Origin of the sequence: Herminiimonas arsenitoxidans (assembly GCF_900130075.1) — a bacterium.
In the GTDB taxonomy this organism is placed as follows: Bacteria; Pseudomonadota; Gammaproteobacteria; order Burkholderiales; family Burkholderiaceae_D; genus Oxalicibacterium; species Oxalicibacterium arsenitoxidans.
Map to the genome: position 1 here is coordinate 917,349 of NZ_LT671418.1, position 25,215 is coordinate 942,563.

Genomic DNA, 25,215 nt, shown 5'->3' on the forward strand with positions numbered 1-25,215 from the left:
CGGCTGAATTCACGTCGTTCATATTATTATTCCCTGCCTCTTTATGCACGCAATTTAGCCCCATGCTTTGTACTAGCGGCGGCAACAAATGCAGCCATTGCGGCATCGACCAAATCATCTTGCAGGGTTAATTGAGTATCTTGTAAGGTGAAGCGGAAAGCAAGGCTTTTTTCATCCGACTCCAATCCCTTTCCACGATATTCATCAAATAAAACAACCACTTGCAGAATATGACAAACTGGATTAGCTTGCTTTTCAGCAACAAAGCTATCCATCAAATCCTGCATGGAGACTGTTTGTTTGACGACCAAAGCCAGATCCCGTGTTACTGCCGGGAACTTGGAAATCTCTTTGTAAGAAGGTACGTCTACTCGCTGCAAGGCATCTGCATCAACCTCGAACAAAACAGGTGCCAGCGGCAGATCGTACTTTTGCTGCCAACGTGGATGCAATTCACCGATAAAGCCGACTACTTTGCCTTCGAGCAAAACGTTAGCAGAGCGTCCTGGATGCAATGCTGGATGCTCTACTTTGGTAAAGCTCAGCTTCTTCGGTGCAAACAATGCTTCCAGATCAGCTTTGACATCGAAGTAATCGACATTGCGTGATGCTTGTCCCCATTGCTCTTCAGCAATCGAACCATAGGCCATCGCAGCCACGCGTTTAGGCTGATCGTAACCAGCGACCGATAATGGCCCGTCTTGTTTTTCATTGTTGCGCAGATACACAGCGCCAATTTCAAACAAGCGAATACGGCTGACTTTACGATTCAGGTTGTAGCGCACATTCGCGATCAAGCTACCGATCATCGATGAACGCATAACGCTCATCTGACTAGCGATCGGATTCAACAATTTGATCGGATTGGTATTGCCGGCAAAATCGGCTTCCCACGTTTGTTCGACAAAGCTGAAGTTAACTACTTCCTGGTAATCCGCATCGGCCAACTGGCGACGGACAGTAAACAAGGAACGTGTATTCTCTGGGCGAATACGCATTGCGCTCGCAGCGACTGGTGGCAAGGCTGGAATATTCTCAAAACCATAGACGCGCGCAATCTCTTCAATCAGATCTTCTTCAATCTCGATATCGAAGCGATACGACGGTGGCGTGACAGAAAACACACCATCTTTTTGCGTGAACGACAAACCAAGTCGCGTAAAGATATCTGCAATCAGTTCATCTGTCAGCGGTACACCGATGACTTTGACGGCGCGTGCAGTACGCACACTGACAGGCTCGCGCTTAGGCAAGTTGACGATGTGATCGTCGATAGGACCAACAGCGGTTTGATCTTTCTGGCCGCAAATTTCAACGATTAATGCAGTGATGCGCTCCATGTGCTCAACCGTCGTAGCGAAATCAACGCCACGCTCAAAACGATGCGCTGCATCGGTAGAGAAGTTAAAACGACGTCCACGACCTTGAATAGCATTTGGATACCAGAATGCTGCTTCAAGGTAGATATCTTGCGTATCAAGCGATACGGCGCTTGCGTCGCCGCCCATGATGCCGGCCAGCGATTCGATTTCTTTCTCGTCAGCGATCACGCCTATCCACTCATCGACTGCAACGGTATTGCCGTTCAACAGTTTCAGCGATTCACCGGCTTTGCCCCAACGAATATCCAAACCGCCGTGGATCTTGCTCAGATCGAACACATGCGTAGGACGACCGAGTTCCAGCATCACGTAATTGGAAATATCAACCAGCGCCGAGATCGGACGTTGACCACTACGTTCCAGACGTTGCTTCATCCAGTCTGGTGTTTGTGCTTTAGCGTTCAAGCCACGAATGATACGACCGGAAAAACGACCACATAAATCAGGGGCAGAAACCGTCACTGGCAATACATCAGTAATCGTTGCAGGAACGGTCTGATAGGTCGGCGCTTTCAATGGCGTACCAGTCAACGCGGATACTTCACGCGCGACACCCAATACCGACAGACAATCTGCCTTGTTCGGGGTCAGCTTGATCGTGAACTTCAAATCGTTCAGTTGATAGTAATCACGGAAATTTTGACCGATCGGTGCATCAGCTGGCAAATCCATCAAGCCGCCCTGCTCGTCCGACAATTTCAATTCTTTTGCCGAACACAACATGCCTTGCGATTCCACACCGCGCAATGCACCGACTTTGATTTCGAACGGTTTGCCGTCTTCACCTGGCGGCAAGATTGCACCTGCCATTGCACAGACAACCTTCATGCCGACGCGCACATTCGGCGCACCACACACGATGTTGAGCATGGTGCCGGTACCAGCATTGACTTGACACACGTTCAAACGATCAGCGTTTGGATGTTTGGCGACTTCCAACACTTCTGCCACCACCACATTCGAGAATGGTGGCGCGACCGGCTCAACCTCTTCGACCTCGAGGCCAGACATCGTCAACAAGTGTGCCAATTCGTCCGAAGTCATGTTCGGATCGACCATCGTACGGAGCCAGCTTTCGGAAAATTGCATGATTAAAACCTTTTGCCACAGACGTCACAAAAATACAGAAAGAATCAGAGCAGGCGCTCAATGAGCGCGCTCCGGCTTGTCACTGCTTTTAGTTGAATTGTTTGAGAAACCGCAAATCGCCTTCGTAGAACAGGCGCAGATCGTTGATGCCATAACGCAGCATCGTCAAGCGTTCCAGACCGGAGCCGAACGCGAAGCCGATGTATTGTTCTGGATCGATACCCATATTGCGCAGCACGGTCGGATGCACTTGACCAGCGCCTGAGACTTCCAGCCAGCGACCTTTCAATGGACCGCTACCGAAAGCAATATCAATCTCGGCCGACGGTTCCGTGAACGGGAAATACGATGGGCGGAAACGCACTTGCAAATCGTCGGTTTCAAAGAAGGCTTTGACGAAATTAAGGTAGACACCTTTCAAGTCGGCGAAGCTGATGTTTTCATCGATCCACAAACCTTCGACCTGATGGAACATAGGCGAGTGCGTCGCATCGCTATCGACACGATAAGTACGACCAGGCGCTATCACACGGATCGGCGGTTTGTTCATGCGCGCATAACGCACTTGCATCGGACTGGTGTGCGTACGCAACAGCAAAGGCTTGCCTTGCGTATCGTTGCCGTCGATGTAGAAAGTGTCTTGCATCGAACGCGCTGGATGATTCTCCGGGCTGTTCAATGCGGTGAAATTAGTCCAGTCGTTTTCAATTTCCGGGCCGTCGGCAACATCAAAGCCTATCGAACCGAAAATTTCTTCGACGCGCTGCCATGTGCGCATTACTGGGTGTATGCCGCCGGTACCGCGACCGCGGCCTGGCAGTGTAATGTCGATCGCCTCTGCGTTCAGACGCGCTTCCATCTGTGCATTCGATAATGCATCACGACGTGCGGTCAGTGCAGCTTCGATTTTTTCTTTGGCGGAATTAATGACAGCGCCCTGTGCTTTGCGCTCATCCGGCGCAAGCTTGCCCAGGCTCTTCATTTGTTCGGTGATCTGTCCCGTTTTACCGAGGTACTTCGCTTTCGCGTTTTCCAGCGCGGCGGCATCATCTGCGACGGCGAAATCGGTCTGGGCTTGAATGACAAGTTGTTCTAGGGGATTCATGCGGTATGTTTTCGTCCTTAACAAGGAAGCCGAAAAAGAAGCCCAAAAGGCTGTGCAAAAATAAAAACGGGACATAGGTATAAACCCTGCCCCGCTCTCGGATATTGCTGCACTGTCCGAAGACAGTGCATACGATCACAACTTAAGCAGCGATGGTAGTTTTCACCTGATTCACGATTGCCGCGAATGCTGGCTTGTCCATCACAGCCATATCGGCCAGGACTTTACGGTCCAGTTCGATGGATGCGCGTTTCAGACCGTTCATGAACACGCTGTATGTCAGACCATGTTCACGCGATGCTGCATTGATACGGGTGATCCACAATGCGCGGAAAACACGTTTCTTGTTACGACGATCACGGTATGCATATTGACCAGCGCGCATAACTGCTTGCTTGGCAATACGGTAAACCTTGCTGCGACGACCACGATAGCCTTTAGCTTGATCGAGGACTTTTTTATGACGGGCCCGTGCTGTGACCCCACGTTTTACTCTAGGCATGATTGCTCCTGATTAATTGAGTGAGGTTAAGCGTTCGGCATCATTGCACGAACGGAATTCATGTTGGTGTCATGAACACCTACAGAGCCGCGCAATTGACGTTTGTTTTTGGTAGTTTTCTTGGTCAGAATGTGACGTTTGAAAGCTTGACCGCGTTTAACGGTTCCACCTGGACGTACACGAAAGCGCTTTTTGGCGCTGCTTTTCGTTTTCATTTTAGGCATGACACTATCTGTCCTTTGGGGACAGCTCCATTTTTAACATGATTGCAGGTGGCAGCAATTTCGCTACACTTGGATGCCTACTCTCACTTGTTATGCAGTGGAATCAAGTCCACTGCTATTTTGTGTAAGCCGTCCGTTACCAGACGACTTCCACGAAATTCTTACTTCTTCTTCTTAGGCGACAGAACCATAATCATCTGACGGCCTTCCATCTTAGGAAACTGCTCAACTTGGCCGTATGGCTCCAAGTCAGCTTTCAAGCGTTCCAACATGCGGAAGCCGATGTCCTGATGAGCCATCTCACGACCGCGGAAACGCAGTGTGATCTTGGTTTTATCGCCGTCTTCCAGGAATTTGATCAGATTGCGCAGCTTGATGTTGTAATCACCATCATCGGTACCAGGCCGGAATTTGACTTCCTTAACCAGAATGATCTTCTGCTTCAGCTTGGCTTCGTGCGCCTTCTTTTGTTCCTGGTATTTGAACTTGCCGTAATCCATCAGGCGTGCGACCGGTGGTTGCGCAGTTGGCGCAATCTCTACCAGATCGACGTTAGCCTCTTCCGCCAAACGGAAGGCTTCTGCCAGAGTAACGATACCGAGTGCCTCGTTTTCGACACCACTCAAACGCAATTCAGGCGCTGTAATTTCACCGTTGATCCGATGCGACTTGTCAGTAGCTATTGCAATTTCCTTTTAAAATCAAATAATTAAGCCGTGCTCTTGCGCTATGGGTTGCCCCGTTAGGCTTTGGCTTCAGTCTCATTATTGAGACGTTCCACCAACAAATCGACAGGCATTACACCCAGATCGACATTACCTCGCGCTCGCACGGCCACTGTACCTGCGTCCCGTTCTTTATCGCCAATAACAATGATGTACGGCAGCTTCTGAACGGAATGCTCGCGTATTTTATAGGTTATTTTCTCATTACGCAAATCAAGGTGAACTCTAAACCCTTGTTTTTTCAGGTTTTGTGCAACAGCCTGTGCATATTCAGCCTGTGCGTCAGAGATGTTCAGCACGGCAATTTGCACCGGAGCCAACCATAATGGCAACGCACCAGCGTAGTGCTCGATCAAAATACCGATGAAACGCTCAAGCGAACCAACGATGGCTCGGTGCAACATGATCGGTGTTTTACGGGTGTTATCAACAGCAACATATTCCGCACCCAGACGACCCGGCATCGATGGATCGATCTGCACCGTACCGACTTGCCATGCACGTCCGAGACTGTCTTTCAGGTGGTATTCAATTTTCGGACCGTAGAATGCACCCTCGCCCGGCAATTCGGTCCAGCTCACGCCACAGGCACGCAGCGCGGAACGCAGCGATTCCTCAGCGATATCCCAGCTTTCCTCGGTGCCGATGCGACTCTCCGGACGCAAAGCCAGCTTGACGTCGATATTTTCAAAACCAAAGGCAGCGTACACGGCCATAGCCTGCGCATGGAAAGCCGTTACTTCTTCAGCAATTTGTTCTTCTGTACAGAAAATGTGGCCGTCATCCTGCGTAAAGCCACGCACGCGCATCATGCCGTGCAAGGCGCCGGATGGCTCGTTGCGATGGCACTGGCCGAATTCGCCGTAACGCAGAGGCAAATCGCGATAACTACGCATATCGCTATTGTAAATTTGTACATGGCCTGGGCAGTTCATCGGCTTGAGCGCGTATGAACGGTTTTCCGACTCGGTCACGAACATGTTTTCGCGATAGTTATCCCAGTGGCCGGTTTTTTCCCACAAGCCGCGATCCAGGATTTGCGGTGCTTTGACTTCCTGATAATCGTTGTCTTGGTAGACCTTGCGCATGTATTGCTCGACCTGTTGCCAGATCGACCAGCCTTTTGGATGCCAAAAGATCAAGCCTGGCGCTTCTTCCTGGAAGTGGAAGAAATCCAGCTGTTTACCCAGTTTGCGGTGATCGCGCTTCTCGGCTTCTTCCAGCATGTGCAGATAAGCTTCCTGCTCTTCTTTCTTTGCCCATGCGGTACCGTAGATACGCTGCAGCATTTCATTTTTGGAATCACCACGCCAGTAGGCACCGGCCAGCTTCATCAGCTTGAATACTTTGAGCTTGCCGGTCGACGGCACATGCGGTCCGCGGCACAAGTCGGTGAACTTGCCTTCGGTGTAGAGCGAGACTTCCTGGTCTGCCGGGATCGATTCGATAATTTCAGCTTTATAAGCCTCGCCTATCGATTTGAAATAGGCGACAGCTTCGTCGCGCGGCATGACTTTACGGGTAACTGGCTCGTCTTTTTTCGCCAGTTCGGTCATTTTCTTTTCGATCGCGACTAAATCGTCCGGCGTGAACGGACGCTTGTACGAAAAATCGTAATAGAAGCCGTTGTCGATCACCGGGCCAATAGTGACTTGCGCGTCCGGGAACAACTCCTTGACTGCGTAGGCTAGCAAGTGAGCAGTCGAATGGCGGATTACATCGAGGCCGTCAGCATCTTTATCGGTAATGATAGCCAGATCACTATCCTGCTCGATCAGATACGAGGTATCCACGACATTGCCGTTGACCTTGCCGGCAAGTGCAGCTTTGGCAAGACCGGTACCGATATTGGCAGCAACTTGTGCCACGGTGACAGGCGTATCGAATTCGCGTTGCGAACCATCGGGAAGGCGGACTGTAATCATTTTGCGCTCCGTTTCAGCGGGGACCTGCATGCTGACGCTAGATTGAAATTGAACAACAAAAAATGCGGACGAAAAAAAACGCGGGCTAGCCGCGCTTTTTCAAATAGTAATGACGAAAAAGAACCCGACTTAGCGTCGCTCAGAAACCGATGTGGTTGTCGTTCGCGGTGTCATAACCGGGTTTGCCTTTCTCGCTCTTACAGGTTTTACCAATTTTTCGTTGGTAGGCACGATTGGACTCGAACCAACGACCCCTACCATGTCAAGGTAGTGCTCTAACCAGCTGAGCTACGCGCCTAAAGAAGCGAAATTATAGCGACAAATTATCTACTTAGCTAGTGCTTGTGTGAACTAACTGCAAAAAAATCAAAGCGCGACAATTCTTCGCATTGAAATTCATGCAAATCAATGCCGCTTCGCTTCCAATACACCATTGACTTCGCGGATGACAGCCAGCGCTTTCAGCAATTGTGCGGTCGAACCGATTTCTGCCGTAAAGGCCATACGCGCCTGGCCTTTGACGCTTTGCGTGCTGACGCCAATGACATTGATTTTCTCGCGCAAGAAAATATCCGAGATATCGCGCAGCAATCCCTGGCGATCACCGGCCAATACAAAAATATCTACCGGATAAACCGTCGACGATTGCGGACCGCCCCATGCCGTTTGAATCACACGTTCTGGTGCCTTGTGTCGCATCTCGACAAAGTTCTTGCAGTTGGCACGATGAATCGACACACCCTTGCCGCGCGTTATGAAACCAACAATGTCATCCGGCGGTGCTGGTTTGCAGCATTTCGCCAATTGCGTCATCAAGCCATCAGTACCAACTACCAGCACACCTGATTTGGCACCATGCACAACGCTGGATGCGCGGCTCTTGCGTGGAATGACGGTATCTTCCAGCTCAGCCAGCTTGGCAGCGCTGGCACTATCGCCATGCAATGCCTGTTCAACTGTACGCAGGCTGAATTCATCTTTACCAACGGCGAGGAATAAATCGTCGAGCTTGGAAAAGCCCAGCTTATGTGCAAGCTCTTCCAGATTAACGGCGGTTTTGCCCTCACGTTGCAAGGTTTTTTCAATCAAGGCACGGCCACTGGACAATGTCTCTTGCTGATCGATGGCATTGAACCATGCACGTACCTTGGCGCGTGTACGCGCACTCGCTGCATAACCTGGCGCCAACCAATCGCGTGAAGGACCGACTGTACCTGTAACAGTGCTGACGCCTTTGGCCGTGATGATGTCTACCGTTTGACCGTTCTTTAAAACAGTATTGAGCGGCACCAACGCACCATCGACACGCGCACCACGACAACGATGCCCAACATCGCTGTGCAAGTGATATGCAAAATCAATCGGCGTTGCACCGTTCGGCAATTCGATCACGCGCGCCTGTGGTGTCAACACATAGATACGATCATCCAGTGTCGCCGACTTGAGTTTTTCCACCCAATCACGATGTACGTCTTCTTGTCCGACGACGGTATCAACGACCTCACTTTTCCACGCCAGTAGTTGGCGCAGCCAGGCAATCTTCTCGTCATATTTTTGACCGGAGAAATTCGAGCCGCCAGCTTCTTTATAACGCCAATGTGCAGCGACGCCGTATTCAGCGAAGTCATGCATATCGTTGGTGCGTACCTGCACTTCCAGCGGACGACCATCTTCCGCGATAACGATGGTGTGCAGCGATTGGTAGCCGTTGGCTTTTGGACGTGAGATGTAATCGTCAAACTCTTCCGGAATCGGTGCCCAGATGTTGTGAATAATCCCCAGCACGGTGTAGCAGGTTTTCACATCCTCAACGATTACGCGGAATGCACGCACATCATAGAGATCCGAGAACTCAATGTCCTTGCCGCGTAACTTGCTCCAGATACTGAAGATATGTTTAGGGCGACCAAAGACTTCTGCCTTGATCCCTGCGGCGGCCATTTCTGCTTTTAAGCGTTTGATCGCGCTCTCGACGAAGGCTTCACGCTCAACGCGTTTTTCTTCCAGCTGCGATGCAATGCGTTTGTAGGCTTCCGGCTGCAGGAAGCGGAAAGACAAATCTTCCAGTTCCCACTTCAGTTGCCACACGCCGAGTCGATTCGCCAATGGCGCGTAGAGATCAAAAGTCTCACGTGCGTATTGTTGCGAGCGTTCATTCTGTAACTTGTTATCGGCAAAATAGCGCAAGGTCGTCACACGCGTACCAAGGCGCACCAGCACGACACGCATATCGGAAGCCATCGCCAGCAACATCTTGCGCACTACTTCCAATTGAGCTGCGGCTTCCTGTGCCGCATTCTTGCCACGCGCAGCCTCATGTTGCACGAAAGTCGTCTCATGCAAGCGCATCAGCTGACGCACACCAGCGACCAAATCGCACACATCCTTGCCGAATCGCTCTTCTATTTTTTCAGCGGCAACCGGATCTATCGTCGCTAGCTCGAACAACAGTGCGGCGATACGCGTATCGGCATCTGTTTCCAATTGGGAAAGAACGGTGGCAACGCCTTGTGCGAATTCAAAAGCATCTTGCCCGCTTTCAAAGGCATCCTGCCCGGCAGACACTTTCTTGCCGGAATAAAGCGGCTTCACGAAAGCGAGCGCATCCATCACGCGGGCACTATCGTGTTCTGTTAAACCAGAGCGGAGAAGTTCATGCACATCGCTCTGTGCTGATGCTATGGAAACCATGTAGAACCTAGGAAGTTGCTGCAACCACTATTATTTCAACCAAACGTTTCGGATCAGGGAACCGCACTGCCACTGTTGCACGCGGCGGCGTATGGCCTTCAGGCACCCATTCATTCCACGCATCATTCATGCCATCGAAATCTTTAACGTCAGCAATATATATCTGACAGGACAAAATACGTGTCTTATCGCTACCTGCTTCTGCCAGCAAACGATCGATATGCCCCAGCACTTCGCGCGTTTGGCCTTGGATATTCTGGGCCGTGTCTTCTGCTATCTGTCCTGCTAAGTATACAGTGCCATTGTGTATAGCCACTTCAGACAAGGTATCGCCGATATGCAAGCGTGTAATGTTCATCATGTATCCAATATAAAAACCAAGTTGAAAATATCAACCCAGCAAAAATTTCTTTGCGAGCGAAATTTGCTCTGCATGTAAAAAAGTCGGCGCATGACCGACCCCAACCAACTCAATAGAGCTCGCTTTCGGACCACGTCGTGACATCTCTTGTACAGTCTGGTTCGACAGTAAATCTGACTCTACGCCATGCACCACCAAGATTGGACAGGTAATCGCATCATAGGCAGCCCACAGACGTTGCTCATCCGATTGCACACTTTGCGGTGTTGCTGCCTTGAATGGCACAGCAATACCCGGATCGTAGCCAAACACCCATTGCCCTTCGGCATTTTGATGCATGACATCTGCGGCCAGCTTGCGCCATTGATCATCGCTATGCGGGCCGAATGATAACGAGATTGCACGCACGTAATTCCATGCTTCATCGAAAGTTGCAAAACGCACATCCTGACCGACATATTCTGCGATGCGCGCCAAGGCTTCTGCATTCATCGAAGGACCGATGTCATTGAGTATCAATTTACGTATCGGATTTCCCGGCAGCGACGCAAGTCCCATACCAATGATGCCGCCCAAAGATGTACCAAACCAGTGCACGGACTCCACATTCAAGCGCGCAATCAAGGTCACCATATCGCTCACGTACTGTGGCACTTGGTAATACATCGGATCACGCAAACGTCCTGAGCGTCCGCGTCCCACCACGTCCGGACAAATCACGCGATAGTCATTTGCAAGCTCCTTGGCCAGCACATCAAAATCATCCGATACACGCGTCAGTCCATGCACACAAATCAATGTATTCGGATTGCGACTATCGCCCCACTCCTTGTATGCCATCTGATGCAGACCTGAAGGAGAAAGACATTGCACTTCTTTGATTTGAACTTGAGTCATGAAGGTCGCCAGTAGATGATGACCACATTTTTCGTGGTCTTACGCGTAGAATCTTACCAAAGATCGCATCATCGAAACTTTCAGACTGAAAGGCATCTCATGCAGAACACGACTCTTCACGGTAAAACGGCGCTGGTAACCGGCTCAACTTCCGGCATAGGTTTAGGAATTGCACGTGCGCTGGCACAGCAAGGCGCGCAGATTGTTTTGAATGGTTTCGGCGATGCGCATGAGATCAAGGCACTGCAAGCTGCGCTGACAAAAGAATACGGCGTCAAATCCACACATCATCCTGCCGACATGTCGAAACCGGCAGAGATCGCGGCGATGATGACGTTTGCCGCAGAACAATTCGGCAGCGTCGACATTCTGGTCAATAACGCAGGCATACAACACACAGAGACGATAGAAGATTTTCCCATAGAAAAATGGGACGCCATCATTGCCATCAATCTCTCTTCCACCTTCCACACCACTCGTCTCGCGCTACCAACCATGAAGGCCAAGAATTGGGGCCGCATCATCAATATTGCATCGGTGCATGGCTTGGTTGGATCCGTACAAAAATCCGCCTACGTTGCAGCGAAACACGGTGTCGTCGGCTTGACTAAAGTGACAGCATTGGAAATGGCGCATACAGGCGTAACCTGCAATGCCATTTGTCCGGGTTGGGTATTGACACCGCTAGTGCAAAAACAAGTCGATGCACGCGCTGCAAGAGATGGTTTGTCGAATGAAGATGCGAAAAAGAACTTGGTCTCCGAGAAGCAACCGTCTGGAGAATTTGTCACGCCGGAACAACTAGGAGCGCTAGCCGTGTTTCTCTGCAGTGATGCCGCTAATCAAGTGCGCGGTGCGGCGTGGAATATGGATGGTGGGTGGACGGCACAATAATCCGTCATCCACCCGTGCCTTGTATCAATCCGATTAATGCAAGGCACTGACATCCAAGGGCACACCGGTACCTGCGCGGATTTCATCGATAGTGACGCCAGTCGCCAACTCAACCAGTTTCAATCCATTCGGTGTTATATCCATCACGCCCAAATCGGTAATGATACGGTCAACCACGGCAACACCAGTTAAAGGCAAGGTACATTGCGGCAGTATCTTGTGTGACACCGAACCATCCTTGCCGCGCGCCACATGTTCCATCAAGACCACGATGCGCTTCACACCGGCGACCAGATCCATTGCACCGCCCATGCCTTTGACCATCTTACCTGGGATCATCCAGTTCGCCAGATCGCCTTGCGCCGAAACCTGCATCGCTCCCAGCAATGCGATATCGATCTTGCCACCGCGGATCATGCCAAAGGAATCAGCCGAACTGAAATAGGACGAACCCGGCAATGAAGTAACCGTTTGCTTGCCTGCGTTAATTAAATCGGGATCAAGTTCATCCTCGGTCGGGAACGGGCCGATGCCGAGCAAGCCATTCTCCGATTGCAGCCAGACATGGATATCATCCGGTACATAATTCGCCACCAGAGTCGGCAAGCCGATGCCGAGGTTGACGTAAGCACCATCCTGCAATTCCTGTGCGGCACGCGCCGCCATTTCTTCCCGGGTCCAGGCCATGAGAGTCTCCGCTTCGGATTGATTAGTTTGCGCGCAAGGTACGTTGCTCTATCCGCTTTTGCGGATGTGCATTCAGTACGATGCGATGGATAAAAATACCGGGTGTATGTACGTGGTCCGGATCTATCTCGCCGATCTCCACCAGCTTTTCCACTTCGACCACAGTGATCTTGCCGGCCATCGCCACATTCGGATTGAAATTGCGCGCGGTGCGACGATAGACGAGGTTACCGGCCTTATCCGCCATATAGGCTTTAACGATGGAAACATCGGCAACCAGCGCGCGCTCCATCACATATTGCTCGCCGTCAAATTCACGCACATCCTTGCCTTCGGCGACCACGGTACCGACACCGGTTTTCGTGAAAAAGGCAGGGATCCCGGCACCGCCGGCGCGCAACTTTTCGGCCAGCGTGCCCTGTGGCGTAAACTCCAGCTCCAGTTCACCGGCCAGATATTGGCGCTCGAATTCCTTGTTTTCGCCTACATAGGAGGCAATCATTTTCTTGATCTGGCGTGTTTGCAGCAATTGACCGAGGCCGGCATCGTCCACCCCGGCATTATTCGAAATAGCGGTCAGGTTTTGCACGCCTGAGTCGCGCAAGGCGGCGATCAGGGCTTCCGGGATACCGCACAAGCCGAAGCCGCCGACAGCGATGGTTTGCCCGTCGCGTACGATATCTGCGAGGGCGCTGGCTGCATCAGGATAAACTTTGTTCATAGGCACCCTTCTTTGTGTAGAGTAAACCGCAACGGGACAACAAAAGTGCATCTGCCAGCATACGGCGGCACTGTCATAGTCACAATACCGTAGAACTACGAGGAATGAAGGCTGAATCCGGCATGAATGAACCCGCAGACATCGATTATGAAAGCATATTCCGGCATGCGCCTATCGGCATGTGCATATCGCAGCATCGCGTCATGCATGACTGCAATCATGCGCTGACGGCGATGTTTGGCTATGAGCTTGGTGCGCTGACAGGACTCTCATTCGCGCTGCTGTACCCCAGCTATGCTGAATTTGAACGGACCGGCGCCCGCATTGTTCCCATCATGAATACCAAGGGTTGTTACTCGGACGAACGCATCATGAAGCGCGCAGACGGGCAATTATTCTGGTGCCATGTGAGCGGACGGGCACTACACAGCAAAGACCCGCATGCAGCCGGCATCTGGACTTTTGAAGACTTGAGTGAGAAACGTCCGGTCACGGCCGAACTGACGCCCCGCGAGCGCGAAATTGCCGCACTGCTGGTAGACGGCAAAACCAGCAAACTGATCGCCAAGCAAATCGGCCTCAGCCCACGCACGGTGGAAATGCACCGGGCCAAGCTGATGCGGAAATTCACCGCAACCACATCCAGTGAATTGGTGAATCGCTTGCTCGGCGTGGCGCGTCAAATATAAAATCAAACGCTTGTAAACATCATCCTTTTGCCATTAGTCCTTGTATCCTATCCTTCTCCTCTGACCATAGACCGGAGCCGCTATGCACACGAACCCTAGCTCTTTGCACCTTGTTGTGATCTTCGCCCTCGCTTTTCCCCTCCTGGCCATGGCACAACAAAAAGCTTGCCTGATGGAAGGCAGTTTCACAGTCGCAGGCGAAAAAACAGAGATCAAGGATTGTTTGCAAAACAATGGCATCCCACATGGACAATTCGTCGAAACCTGCAATAGCCTGTCGCAGGCAACGGCAGCATTCGGCGGACCACCTGCCAAGACGACCTATATGGCAGCTTGTCCGGCCCAGGCACAAGGCGTTTGCGTGGGATTCTTTGGACAGCCTTTAAGCAGTCATTATTACAAGCGCGACCCCAAGACTTTAGCCTCTACCAAGTCGGGATGTCAGGCACAAGGCGGGAAGTGGCAATAAGCGGCTGGACCTCACTGAGCGCACCATCATGAAACCGTTCGCACATCACCAGGTCCAGGCCAAATTTGACGCATATCCGGCCAAAGCACGTCGGCGCTTGCTGGCCCTGCGTGAACTGGTTTTTCAGACGGCGGAAAATACGGACGGAGTCGGCCAACTGGAAGAGTCGCTGAAATGGGGCGAGCCGGCCTACGTCGGTAAAAACAAGGCGGGCACGACGATACGTATGGACTGGAAAGAAAAGGATCCACTGAACTACGCAATGTACTTTCATTGCCAGACCAGTTTGATTGAAATGTTCCGGACCATGTTTCCGCAGGACTTCACATTCCAGGGTAACCGTGCCCTGATCCTCAAACTGGAAGACGAGCCGCCGCAAGATGCACTGGCTATCTGTATAGCCGCAGCCCTGACCTACCATTTGAAAAAATGAAACAAGAGCTGATTCCCACCTGTAGCCAATCAGCCACCAGATGGAAATCTTCTACATGGAAGTTACTGCACGCTCATGCCATCGTCGGCAGTCATGATGGAGCCATTGATAAAGTGCGATTCCTCGGCCGCCAGTAACAGCAACAAACCATCCAGATCCTCAGGTTTTCCTATGCGTTTGCGTGGCAACATTTCCAGCACTTGCTGTCCTTGCTCACTCTGGAAATATTCGGAATTTATTTCAGTGCCGATATAGCCGGGACAGATGGCATTGACGTTAATACCGAATTTGCCCCACTCCAGCGCCATCGCCTTGGTCATGTGCACCACAGCAGCTTTGCTCATGCAGTACAGGCCCAGTTCAGGCACAACACGCAGACCAGCGACCGATCCGATGTTGATGATGCGATGCTGTTTTTTCGCATCACCCTTGTAACGCGTGATCATGCGTTTAGCCACTTCTTGTGCCACAAAAAATGCGCCGCGTTGATTGGTATCCATCATGTACGCGTAATCTTCCGGCGTCACATCCACCAGACGTTGACTGCTCGAAACACCTGAATTATTGACCAGAATATCGATCGCACCAGCTTCGGTTTCAGCATGTGCAATGGCGGATTTGATGCTCGCGTAATCGGTCACATCCAAACTGATGACATGTGCAGCACCACCTTCTGCCTCAATCTCGGCACGCAACTCCTTGAGCCTATCTACCCGGCGAGCTGCCAGAATGACTTGTGCACCAGCCATAGCGAGCACTTTTGCAAACCGCGCACCCAGCCCACTGGAAGCACCTGTGACGAGAGCCACTTTGCCCTCAAAATTGACTTCTATGCCCACAGAACTCTCCCGTTTATTAACGTACTGCAAATAAAAAGCATGGCTTACGCGTTATGATTACACGAAAGCGCAGGAATGCGCGTTTTACGCTTCGTATTGCCGCTAAAACAAGGGACAATATCAAATCTTGCGTGAAGATCATTTTGACTGCTTTAAAACAATGACCAATACCCCTACTTCCAATTCCAGCCTGCTTGAACAATACGGCCCGCGCGAAGCGATGGAATACGACGTCGTGATCGTCGGCGGTGGCCCTGCAGGCCTGTCCGCGGCGATCCGCCTCAAGCAACTCGCTGCAGAAAAAAATCAGGAAGTCTCCGTCTGTATTCTAGAAAAAGGCGGTGAACTAGGCGCGCACATCCTGTCCGGTGCCGTCATGGACCCACAAGCCATTACCGAACTATTCCCGAATTGGAAAGAACTAGGCGCACCGTTAAACACTGCCGTCAGCGAAGACCGCTTCCTGTTTCTGACCGAGAAGAAAGCTTACAAGACACCGAATTTCCTGTTACCTGGCTGTTTCCAGAATCACGGCAACTATGTCGTCTCACTGGCCAATGTCGTTCGTTGGTTGGGCCAACAAGCCGAAGCCTTAGGTGTAGAAATATTCCCCGGCTTCCCTGCGGCTGAAATCCTGTACAACGATGACGGCTCCGTCAAAGGTGTCGCAACCGGCAATATGGGCGTCGATAGAGCTGGCCAGCCAACTGCAGCATTCCAGCTAGGGATGGAATTGCACGCCAAATACACATTATTTGCCGAAGGCTCACGCGGTAATCTTGGTAAGCAATTGTTAGAGAAATTCAACCTCAACGAAGGCAAGTCGCCGCAAACCTATGCCATCGGCATCAAGGAATTGTGGGAAATCGATCCAGCCTTGCATCAACCCGGCTTGGTTATCCATACCGCCGGTTGGCCGCTGACTAGTGATACCTATGGCGGGTCCTTCCTGTATCACCTGGAAAACAATCAAGTCGCGGTTGGCTATGTTGTCGGCTTGGCCTATGACAATCCTTACCTGTCGCCATTTGAAGAATTCCAGCGTTACAAGACGCATCCTGAGATCAGCCGCTTCTTTATCGGTGGCAAGCGTATCTCCTACGGCGCTCGCGCCATTACAGCTGGCGGCTTGCAAGCCTTACCAAAGCTGGTGTTTGCCGGTGGTGCTTTGACCGGCTGCGATGCCGGCTTCCTGAATGCGAGCCGTATTAAAGGCAGCCATGCGGCCATGAAGAGCGGCATGATGGCTGCTGATGCCGCTTTCACTGCGTTGAATGAAGGCCGTCAAGCAGATGAATTGAGCGACTATCCGATTGCCTTCAAACAATCGTGGCTGCATGAAGAATTACATGTCGCCCGTAACTTCAAACCATGGATGAGCAAAGGTCTCTATACCGGCTCATTGATGGTTGGTATCGATCAAATCCTATTTCGCGGCAAGGCTCCGTGGACCTTGCGCACTACGCATGCTGATCACACGTATCTGCGACCAGCTTCCGAGTTCCAGCCTATTGTGTATCCGAAGCCGGATAACAAACTGACCTTTGATCGCTTGTCATCGGTGTTCATCTCGAATACCAATCATAGCGAAGACCAGCCTATCCATTTGACGCTCAAAGATCCCAACGTACCAGTGCAAGTCAATCTGGCCGAGTACGCAGGTCCGGAAGCGCGCTATTGCCCGGCTGGCGTCTATGAGTTCGTCAAAAGCGATGCGGGTGAAGATAAGTTGCAGATCAATGCGCAAAACTGTGTGCATTGCAAAACCTGCGATATCAAGGATCCGACACAGAATATTGTGTGGGTTACGCCTGAAGGTGGCGGTGGGCCGAATTATCCAAATATGTAGAAAACAAAAAAGCCGCTATGCGGCTTTTTTTACAATCAATTGCTTGAGCAGAAGATTCAAGCTTCCGTTCAAAGTTTCCATTCCCCGCTGATTATTTTCTCCAGCCAAAATGCGCCGATTACCGTTTTCACGTCAGTGATCTTGCCTTCCCTGATCCAGGTTGGCAATTCATCGGCAGCCACTTTAAAAGTGTCCAAGAATTCTTCATCATCCAACTTGCGTTCACCAGCAGTCAAACCGCGTGCGAGATAAAGATCCAAATGCTCATCCGCATAGGCAATTGCATTATGTATGGTGCAAACGAATTGCCAGTCTGTTGCGGTATAACCGGTTTCTTCCAATAACTCGCGTTTGGCACAAGCCAGCGGCTCTTCGCCTGCATCGATTTTACCTGCTGGGAATTCAATGAATACGCGATCAATCGGATAACGGAATTGGCGCTCCATCAGCACGGATCCATCTTCGAACAAAGGCAGGATCACTACTGCGCCTGGATGCTTGATGTATTCGCGCGTCGTGGGCTGACCATTTGGCAAACGCACCGTATCGCGCTGAACTTTCAAGAAATGGCCATCGTACGCCAGCGTACTGTCGATGCGAATTTCTTTGAGGTGATTATCCATATTCCAGCTCCGATGACCTACTTGGCAGAAATGGTAAAGCCGAATGGCCTAAAGTTTTGATCAGTGATGACGCTTGCGCATATAGCGCATGACGAATCCTGGATAGGCCAGCACGATAAACAGACAACCCGTTACCGCAAAAAATTCCCAGCCTTGTGGGAAAACACTACCGATACGCGACTCCAACGCACGTGCGATGAGCCCGACTGCAAAATACAAAAGGAATAATTCGATCAAGCGCAGCCACACCGGCTTGATCTTCAGAGACAAGGGAATAACGGCGAATAAGCGTTCATTGAAGAATGGAAGGTTGGCGCTGAACAGCGCCAACAGAATCACAAACCAACTTACCAGAGAGACATCCACTCGTCAGTAGCTAATCATCGATCAAGACGCAAGCGTCTTGACGATTGCTGCAGCACATGCGGTCATCAGTGGACCTGGTACCAGGCCCAACGCCAACAATGCACCACCGTTGATACTCAAGGCCACACTCATGTCCTTGCTGACAACGATCTTGGAATTATCCAGCGGCTCATCAAAGTACATGACTTTAACAACGCGCAGATAGTAGTAAGCACCGATCAGCGAGAACAACACGGCTACGATAGCCAGCCAGATTTGACCTGTGCTCAATACAGCTTGCAACACGGATAGTTTTGCGTAGAAGCCGACAACTGGTGGCACACCAGCCAGCGAGAACATCAACATCAAAGTAACCAGTGCAAACCATGGGCTGCGTTGATTCAAGCCTTTGAAATCGTCGATATTTTCAGCTTCGAAACCGGCACGCGACAACAACATGATGACGCCGAAGATACCGAGGGTCGTCAACACATAGGTGATCGAGTAGAACATCGCTGCGCTGTAACCATTGGTGGTCGAGCCATCGGCACCAACAACCACACCGGACAACAGACCGAGCAGGATAAAGCCCATTTGCGAAATCGTCGAATACGCCAGCATGCGCTTGATATTCGTCTGCACGATAGCAGTAATGTTACCGATAGCCATGGACAGCACAGCCAGGATAGTCAGCATTTGCTGCCAATCAACTGCCAGTGCCGGCAAGCCTTCGACCAGCAAACGAATCGTGATTGCAAACGCGGCCAGTTTAGGTGCACCGCCCAGCAACAACGTCACGGATGTTGGCGCACCTTGATAGACGTCCGGTACCCACATGTGGAATGGAACGACACCCAATTTGAACGCCAGGCCGGAGACCAAGAATACCAGACCGAAAATCAGGATAGGTTTGTTCACTGTGCCTGCTGCCGTTGCTTTTGCAACTTCGGTCAGGTCGAGCGAACCAGTCGCACCGTACAACATCGAAATACCGTACAACAGGAAACCGGAAGCCAAAGCACCCAGGATGAAATATTTCATCGCAGCTTCAGTCGATACTGCGTGATCACGACGCATAGCAACCAGTGCATACAGCGACAAGGACATCAATTCCAGACCAAGGTAAATGATCAGGAAGTTGTTGGCCGAAATCATGACCATCTGACCCAGCAAGGAGAACAGCGCGAGGATGTAGAACTCACCACCCAGACGACCATTGACCATGTCACGATCCAGGCCATATTGACGCGAGTAAACCAGTGTCAAGCCAACTGCCACATACGAGCAGATTTTCAACAAGTTCGACATCGGATCCGACACGAACATATTGTTGAAGGTATAGACCGTCGCACCTGTGCTGAAGTCGCACCAGCTCAGTACACCGCACACCAGCAATGCAATAATCGACAGCACATAAGTGATGTGGCGTTTCGCGTCCGACAGAAACAGATCAATCAGCAGAATTGCGACGATCGCAATTGCCAGGAATATTTCAGGAAGGACGGGTATCAGATTCAAATTATTCATTTTGTCGCAGTTAGTGTGCGTTCAGTTGCGCGGTCGCGGCGTTCATTAATTCAATTTCGAAATCGAAACATGCTTGAGCAAGTCGGTAACGGAAGTTTGCATCGCATCAGTGAATGGTGCTGGATACAAGCCCATCGCGAGAACAGCGATAGCAAGCAAACCAAGCATCAGGAATTCACGCTTGTTGATGTCTTTGAGTTCAGCTACATGATGATTGGCAACAGCACCAAAGATCACGCGCTTGGCCAGCCACAGCGAATAAGCTGCGCCCAGAATCAAAGCCGTTGCTGCCAGCAAGCCTATCCAGAAATTGAATTTGACTGCACCCAAAATCACCATGAACTCACCGACGAAACCAGAGGTTGCTGGCAAGCCTGCATTACCCATGGAGAACAATACGAAGAATGCAGCGAACTTAGGCATGGTGTTCACTACGCCGCCGTAGTCAGCGATGTTACGAGTATGCATACGGTCGTACAACACACCGATACACAAGAACATTGCGCCAGATACGAAGCCGTGCGAAATCATTTGCACGATACCGCCCTGCACTGCCATGTCGTTAAACATGAAGAAGCCGAGTGTAACGAAGCCCATGTGCGCAATCGATGAATACGCAACCAGCTTTTTCATATCGGTTTGTACCAGTGCAACCAGACCGATATAGATAACGGCGATCAGCGACAAGGTAATCATGAAGCCCGACAGATAGTGACTTGCATCTGGCGTGATCGGCAACGAAAAACGCAGGAAGCCGTAAGCACCAAGTTTCAACATGATCGCAGCCAGTACCACGGAACCACCAGTAGGCGCTTCAACGTGGGCATCCGGCAACCATGTATGTACAGGCCACATCGGTACCTTGACGGCAAACGCCATCAGGAACGCCAGGAAGATCAGGATCTGTGCATCCATCGGCAATGGCAATGCGTGCCAAGCCAAGATGTCGAAGCTGTGGCCGGACTTGAAGTACAAGTACAACAAGGCAACCAGCATCAACAACGAACCGAAGAATGTATAGAGGAAGAACTTGATCGATGCATAAACACGGTTTGCACCGCCCCATACACCGATGATGATGAACATCGGAATCAGTGTCGATTCAAAGAACACATAGAACAGCAAACCATCCAGTGCGCAGAACACACCAATCATCAAGCCGGACAGGATCAGGAACGCGCCCATGTACTGTGCAACGCGCTTCTCAATCACTTCCCATGCTGCGATCACAACGAAGATCGTGATGAAGGAAGTCAATATGACGAACCACATCGACAGACCATCAATACCCAGCGAGTAATTGATATTGAAAATATCGATCCACTTCAGCTTTTCGACGAACTGCATACCGTGCGCAGCATTGTCGAATTGCGACACCAATGGCAAGGTGACGAGGAAACTGGCGATCGCGCCAAACAGCGATACGACACGCACAGCGTTAGGATTCGCGTCACGGCCGAAAGCCAGAACGAAGATACCGAACGCGATTGGTAGCCAGATCGCGAGACTTAAGAGAGGAAATGTTGACTGCATCATGATTTTTATTTGCTTTACTTCGCTAACTTATTTGGCGAACGATGGGAATGGCAAGAAATAAATCAGGAAACCCAGCACGCCGAGAATCATGACAAATGCGTAGTGATAAATGTAACCGGTCTGCAAGGTACGAACGATGCGTGAAAACCATCCGACAACCTTTGCACTACCGTTCACAATCAAGCCATCAATCAGTGTCTTATCGCCGACTTTGGACAAACCGCCACCCAACAAACGTGCGCCACCTGCCCAGAAAAAGTCGTTGAACTTATCCATGTAGTACTTGTTATCCAGCAGCGTATGCAATGCATGGAAGTGTTTGAAGAACCATGCAGGTACACGTGGATTGATCATGTAGCAATAGTACGCAGACACTACACCACCCAATGCCAACCAGAACGGCAAGGTCGTCAAACCATGAATTGCCATCGCTGTTGCGCCGTGGAAGTGTTCTTTCAACTCAGCCATTGCACCGTGCGATTCGCTCACGCTAATAACGCCGTTGAAGAAATCGCCATGCAACATAGGTTGAATTGCAAAGTAACCAATCAACACGGATGGAATTGCCAACAGTATCAATGGCAGCGTCACGACCCATGGGGATTCGTGCGGTTTTTGACCTGGTGCCAGACCATGGTGTTCATCATGCCCATGATCGTCGTCTGCATGATGCGCATCGTGTGCATGATCATCATGTGCAGCAGCTTTTGCGTGAGCATCAGCATGTGCATGGTCATCATGGTGCGCATGTTCCTTGCCGAAACGTTCTTCACCGTGGAATACCAGGAAGTACATACGGAAAGAATAGAACGCCGTAACAAATACGCCTGCCAGCACTGCAAAGTTGGCAAAACCTGCGCCCGTAATGTGGGTCGCATGCACTGCTTCAATGATGCTGTCTTTTGAGTAAAAGCCGGAGAAGAACGGTGTACCGATCAACGCCAATGAACCCAGCAGAGACGTAATCCAGGTAATTTTCATGTACTTGCGCAGACCACCCATGTTGCGGATGTCTTGGTCATGATGCATACCGATAATGACCGAACCTGCTGCAAGGAATAACAATGCCTTGAAGAATGCGTGTGTCATCAAATGGAACACGGCAACCGAGTACGCAGAGGCACCGAGTGCAACCGTCATGTAACCAAGCTGCGACAGCGTCGAGTAAGCAACCACGCGCTTGATATCGTTCTGGATAATACCCAGGAAACCCATGAACAAGGCCGTAATCGAACCGATGATCAGGATGAACGACAGAGCCGTATCCGACAATTCAAACAGCGGCGACATGCGTGCCACCATGAAAATACCTGCGGTAACCATCGTTGCAGCATGGATCAGCGCGGAAATCGGTGTAGGACCTTCCATCGAATCCGGCAACCAGACGTGCAGCGGAAATTGAGCCGATTTACCCATCGCGCCGATAAACAGGCAGATACAGGCAACGGTCAACAACATCCAGTCAGTACCAGGCAAGGTCAAGGTTGCCAGTTGTTCTTTCTTGGCAAAGACTTCTGCGTAGTCCATCGAACCTGCGTAAGCCAGCAACAAGCCAATACCGAGAATAAAGCCGAAGTCACCAACACGATTCACCAGGAAGGCTTTCATGTTCGCGAAAATCGCAGTCGGTTTGGTGTACCAGAAACCAATCAACAGATACGAGACCAGGCCCACAGCTTCCCAACCGAAGAACAGTTGCAGGAAGTTATTACTCATGACGAGCATCAACATCGCAAACGTGAACAAGGAAATGTAGGAGAAGAAGCGGTTATAGCCTTCGTCTTCTTCCATGTAGCCGATCGTGTAGATGTGCACCATCAAGGAGACGAATGTCACCACGCACATCATCATCGCAGTCAAGCTATCAACCAGGAAGCCGACTTCAAGCTTGATGCCTGCGACCGTCATCCATGTATAAAGATTGCCATTGAAAGTCGCGCCATCCAGAACCAGCGATAGCGTATGCAATGACAAGATGAATGCAATCAAGACGCCAAGTATCGTCACGGTATGCGACGTCTTGCGACCGATCAAGTTACCAAAAAATTTAGTACCAAACAAACCAGCAATCATAGAACCGGCAAGTGGTGCCAGCGGTACGATTAGAAGGAGGTTAGGGTTAAGTTGCCCCGCCATGATGAACCTTATCGTTATTGATTGGGATTAGCCTTTGAGGCTGTCGAGATCTTCCACATTGATGGTATCCAGAGTACGGAACATGGAAACCAAAATGGCAAGACCAATCGCAGCTTCAGCAGCAGCCACCGTCAAGATGAAGAAAACAAAAATTTGACCGGCTGCATCACCCAGGAAATAGGAGAAAGCGACGAAATTCATATTCACCGCCAACAGCATCAATTCGATAGCCATCAACAAGATGATGATGTTTTTACGATTCAGAAAAATACCGACAATCGAAATCGCGAACAGAATCGCGCCGAGTATCAGGTAATGTACGAGCGATAACTCCACAACACTCCCCTTATTTTTGTTCTGCTGCAGGAGCAGCTGCTGGTTGACCATCGCCATTGTCGCGAGTCGAATCTGCCTTCATTTTCACGATACGCAGGCGATCGCCAGACTTAACCTTAACGGCATCGCCAGGAGCGAAATATTTCGTATCTTTACGCTTGCGCATAGTCAATGCCACTGCAGCCACAATCGCGACCAGCAACAGCAACGCTGCGATTTCAAACGCGTACAGATATTGGGTATAGATCAACTTACCGAGTTCTTTGGTATTGCCGATCATGGCCGATGCGTCCGGCACTTGTGTATGCGCTCTCCAGAAGCCGCGGAACAATACAGCGGCCATTTCCAGAACAATGACAACACCAATCGTGGCAGCTAATGGCAAGTAGCCCCAGAAGCCTTCACGCACTTTGGTGAGCTTGATATCAACCATCATCACAACAAACAGGAACAGCACCATGACCGCGCCGACATACACCAGGATCAGTACGATCGAGAGGAATTCAGCTTTGAGCAACATCCACAATGCAGCTGCAGAGCAAAACGACAGCACCAGAAACAAGGCTGCGTGAACCGGATTGGAATCGGTGATGACGCGTATGGCAGCGAGTACAAGAATCGCTGAGAACACGTAAAACAAGACAGTTGTAAATTCCATAATCAACCAAAAAGTCAGCAAAAGGTCAGCGGAATGCCGCTGCCAGTACTAATAAATCAACGATAGGCCGCGTCGGCGGTGCGTGCTGCTGCGATTTCTGGTTCGTAGCGATCGCCTACTGCCAGCAACATTTCCTTGGTGTAGTACAAGTCGCCGCGTTTTTCGCCGTGATATTCCAGAATATGTGTTTCCACAATCGAATCGACCGGGCAGGATTCTTCGCAGAAACCGCAAAAAATACATTTGGTCAGATCGATGTCGTAACGAGTAGTACGACGCGAGCCGTCTTCACGTTGATCAGACTCAATGGTGATCGCCATTGCCGGGCAAACTGCTTCGCACAGCTTGCAAGCGATACAACGCTCTTCCCCATTAGGATAACGACGCAGTGCATGCAGACCACGGAAACGTGGCGATTGCGGTGTCTTCTCTTCCGGGAACTGCACGGTAATCTTGCGTGCAAACATGTAGCGACCTGTCAACGCCAGCCCTTTGAAGAGCTCGCGCAGCATCAAGCTGCCGAAAAAATCTTTAATTGCTTCCATCTTGGCTTCCCTCTTTGCTCAGCCTTG

25 protein-coding genes and 1 tRNA gene are annotated in these 25,215 nt (G+C 50.7%); 5 read left to right on the plus strand and 21 right to left on the minus strand.

Going from position 1 to position 25,215, the window contains the following annotated elements:
- Positions 1 to 41: 41 nt before the first annotated feature.
- From pheT to BQ6873_RS04300, 10 genes are all read right to left on the minus strand, one after another.
- Complete coding sequence (pheT, locus tag BQ6873_RS04255; RefSeq protein WP_076591538.1) at positions 42 to 2,471, minus strand: phenylalanine--tRNA ligase subunit beta; 2,430 nt, start codon at positions 2,469 to 2,471, stop codon at positions 42 to 44.
- 88 nt (positions 2,472 to 2,559) lie between these two features.
- A complete protein-coding gene (gene pheS / locus BQ6873_RS04260) occupies positions 2,560 to 3,576 on the minus strand; it encodes a phenylalanine--tRNA ligase subunit alpha (protein WP_076591539.1) in 1,017 nt (338 codons plus the stop codon).
- 142 nt (positions 3,577 to 3,718) lie between these two features.
- Complete coding sequence (rplT, locus tag BQ6873_RS04265; protein WP_011871280.1) at positions 3,719 to 4,078, minus strand: 50S ribosomal protein L20; 360 nt, start codon at positions 4,076 to 4,078, stop codon at positions 3,719 to 3,721.
- A 26-nt stretch (positions 4,079 to 4,104) separates the two neighbouring features.
- Positions 4,105 to 4,302, minus strand: coding sequence for a 50S ribosomal protein L35 (gene rpmI / locus BQ6873_RS04270; RefSeq protein WP_076591540.1), 198 nt, complete (start codon positions 4,300 to 4,302; stop codon positions 4,105 to 4,107).
- Between the two features lie 161 nt (positions 4,303 to 4,463).
- A complete protein-coding gene (gene infC / locus BQ6873_RS04275; protein WP_076591541.1) occupies positions 4,464 to 4,985 on the minus strand; it encodes a translation initiation factor IF-3 in 522 nt (173 codons plus the stop codon).
- Between the two features lie 59 nt (positions 4,986 to 5,044).
- Positions 5,045 to 6,952 carry a threonine--tRNA ligase gene (thrS, locus tag BQ6873_RS04280; protein WP_076591542.1) on the minus strand — a complete coding sequence of 636 codons (1,908 nt, stop codon included), beginning with the start codon at positions 6,950 to 6,952 and terminating at the stop codon, positions 5,045 to 5,047.
- Positions 6,953 to 7,173: 221 nt separating this feature from the next.
- Positions 7,174 to 7,250, minus strand: a tRNA-Val gene (locus BQ6873_RS04285).
- A 107-nt stretch (positions 7,251 to 7,357) separates the two neighbouring features.
- The gene (locus tag BQ6873_RS04290; RefSeq protein ID WP_076591543.1) at positions 7,358 to 9,643 is read right to left on the minus strand and encodes a RelA/SpoT family protein; all 2,286 of its coding nucleotides are present in this window, start codon (positions 9,641 to 9,643) and stop codon (positions 7,358 to 7,360) included.
- A gap of 7 nt (positions 9,644 to 9,650) precedes the next feature.
- Entirely contained in the window at positions 9,651 to 10,001 is a 351-nt protein-coding gene (locus BQ6873_RS04295) for a RidA family protein (protein ID WP_076591544.1), read from the minus strand.
- Between the two features lie 33 nt (positions 10,002 to 10,034).
- Positions 10,035 to 10,901 carry an alpha/beta fold hydrolase gene (locus BQ6873_RS04300; RefSeq protein WP_076591545.1) on the minus strand — a complete coding sequence of 289 codons (867 nt, stop codon included), beginning with the start codon at positions 10,899 to 10,901 and terminating at the stop codon, positions 10,035 to 10,037.
- A 99-nt stretch (positions 10,902 to 11,000) separates the two neighbouring features.
- Between BQ6873_RS04300 and BQ6873_RS04305 the strand changes: the two genes are divergently transcribed.
- Positions 11,001 to 11,795 (plus strand): 3-hydroxybutyrate dehydrogenase, encoded by a 795-nt coding sequence (locus BQ6873_RS04305; protein WP_076591546.1) that lies wholly within the window; start codon positions 11,001 to 11,003, stop codon positions 11,793 to 11,795.
- Between the two features lie 33 nt (positions 11,796 to 11,828).
- Here the strand turns inward: BQ6873_RS04305 and BQ6873_RS04310 are convergent, their stop codons facing one another.
- Both BQ6873_RS04310 and BQ6873_RS04315 read right to left on the minus strand, forming a co-directional pair.
- Positions 11,829 to 12,482: a CoA transferase subunit B gene (locus BQ6873_RS04310; protein ID WP_076591547.1), complete on the minus strand. Its 654-nt coding sequence runs from the start codon at positions 12,480 to 12,482 to the stop codon at positions 11,829 to 11,831.
- 22 nt (positions 12,483 to 12,504) lie between these two features.
- Positions 12,505 to 13,203 carry a CoA transferase subunit A gene (locus tag BQ6873_RS04315; RefSeq protein ID WP_076591548.1) on the minus strand — a complete coding sequence of 233 codons (699 nt, stop codon included), beginning with the start codon at positions 13,201 to 13,203 and terminating at the stop codon, positions 12,505 to 12,507.
- Positions 13,204 to 13,325: 122 nt separating this feature from the next.
- On the opposite strand from BQ6873_RS04315, the gene BQ6873_RS04320 reads away from it, so the two are divergent.
- The 3 genes from BQ6873_RS04320 to BQ6873_RS04330 all read left to right on the plus strand — a co-directional run bounded on the left by BQ6873_RS04320 (position 13,326) and on the right by BQ6873_RS04330 (position 14,794).
- Entirely contained in the window at positions 13,326 to 13,892 is a 567-nt protein-coding gene (locus BQ6873_RS04320) for a LuxR C-terminal-related transcriptional regulator (protein ID WP_076593935.1), read from the plus strand.
- Positions 13,893 to 14,040: 148 nt separating this feature from the next.
- The gene (locus BQ6873_RS04325; protein WP_076591549.1) at positions 14,041 to 14,361 is read left to right on the plus strand and encodes a hypothetical protein; all 321 of its coding nucleotides are present in this window, start codon (positions 14,041 to 14,043) and stop codon (positions 14,359 to 14,361) included.
- 28 nt (positions 14,362 to 14,389) lie between these two features.
- Positions 14,390 to 14,794 carry a DUF1801 domain-containing protein gene (locus BQ6873_RS04330; protein WP_076591550.1) on the plus strand — a complete coding sequence of 135 codons (405 nt, stop codon included), beginning with the start codon at positions 14,390 to 14,392 and terminating at the stop codon, positions 14,792 to 14,794.
- A gap of 62 nt (positions 14,795 to 14,856) precedes the next feature.
- On the opposite strand, the gene BQ6873_RS04335 is transcribed toward BQ6873_RS04330, so the two are convergent.
- Entirely contained in the window at positions 14,857 to 15,633 is a 777-nt protein-coding gene (locus BQ6873_RS04335) for an SDR family oxidoreductase (RefSeq protein ID WP_076591551.1), read from the minus strand.
- A gap of 160 nt (positions 15,634 to 15,793) precedes the next feature.
- Here BQ6873_RS04335 and BQ6873_RS04340 point away from each other — a divergent pair, with 160 nt between their 5' ends.
- A complete protein-coding gene (locus BQ6873_RS04340) occupies positions 15,794 to 17,482 on the plus strand; it encodes an electron transfer flavoprotein-ubiquinone oxidoreductase (RefSeq protein ID WP_076591552.1) in 1,689 nt (562 codons plus the stop codon).
- 68 nt (positions 17,483 to 17,550) lie between these two features.
- Here BQ6873_RS04340 and BQ6873_RS04345 read toward each other — a convergent pair whose 3' ends face one another.
- From BQ6873_RS04345 to nuoI, 8 genes are read right to left on the minus strand one after another with little or no spacing between them, the layout of a single operon-like run.
- A complete protein-coding gene (locus BQ6873_RS04345) occupies positions 17,551 to 18,105 on the minus strand; it encodes an NUDIX domain-containing protein (RefSeq protein WP_076591553.1) in 555 nt (184 codons plus the stop codon).
- Between the two features lie 60 nt (positions 18,106 to 18,165).
- On the minus strand, positions 18,166 to 18,471 hold the full coding sequence (locus BQ6873_RS04350; RefSeq protein ID WP_076591554.1) for a DUF2818 family protein: 306 nt from the start codon (positions 18,469 to 18,471) through the stop codon (positions 18,166 to 18,168).
- 21 nt (positions 18,472 to 18,492) lie between these two features.
- Positions 18,493 to 19,977 carry an NADH-quinone oxidoreductase subunit NuoN gene (gene nuoN, locus BQ6873_RS04355; protein ID WP_076591555.1) on the minus strand — a complete coding sequence of 495 codons (1,485 nt, stop codon included), beginning with the start codon at positions 19,975 to 19,977 and terminating at the stop codon, positions 18,493 to 18,495.
- A gap of 45 nt (positions 19,978 to 20,022) precedes the next feature.
- On the minus strand, positions 20,023 to 21,513 hold the full coding sequence (locus BQ6873_RS04360; RefSeq protein ID WP_076591556.1) for an NADH-quinone oxidoreductase subunit M: 1,491 nt from the start codon (positions 21,511 to 21,513) through the stop codon (positions 20,023 to 20,025).
- Positions 21,514 to 21,540: 27 nt separating this feature from the next.
- Positions 21,541 to 23,649 carry an NADH-quinone oxidoreductase subunit L gene (gene nuoL, locus BQ6873_RS04365; RefSeq protein WP_076591557.1) on the minus strand — a complete coding sequence of 703 codons (2,109 nt, stop codon included), beginning with the start codon at positions 23,647 to 23,649 and terminating at the stop codon, positions 21,541 to 21,543.
- A 27-nt stretch (positions 23,650 to 23,676) separates the two neighbouring features.
- Complete coding sequence (gene nuoK, locus BQ6873_RS04370) at positions 23,677 to 23,985, minus strand: NADH-quinone oxidoreductase subunit NuoK (protein WP_076591558.1); 309 nt, start codon at positions 23,983 to 23,985, stop codon at positions 23,677 to 23,679.
- 10 nt (positions 23,986 to 23,995) lie between these two features.
- Positions 23,996 to 24,643: an NADH-quinone oxidoreductase subunit J gene (locus BQ6873_RS04375; protein WP_076591559.1), complete on the minus strand. Its 648-nt coding sequence runs from the start codon at positions 24,641 to 24,643 to the stop codon at positions 23,996 to 23,998.
- Positions 24,644 to 24,699: 56 nt separating this feature from the next.
- Positions 24,700 to 25,188 carry an NADH-quinone oxidoreductase subunit NuoI gene (gene nuoI / locus BQ6873_RS04380; protein WP_076591560.1) on the minus strand — a complete coding sequence of 163 codons (489 nt, stop codon included), beginning with the start codon at positions 25,186 to 25,188 and terminating at the stop codon, positions 24,700 to 24,702.
- Positions 25,189 to 25,215 lie beyond the last annotated feature (27 nt).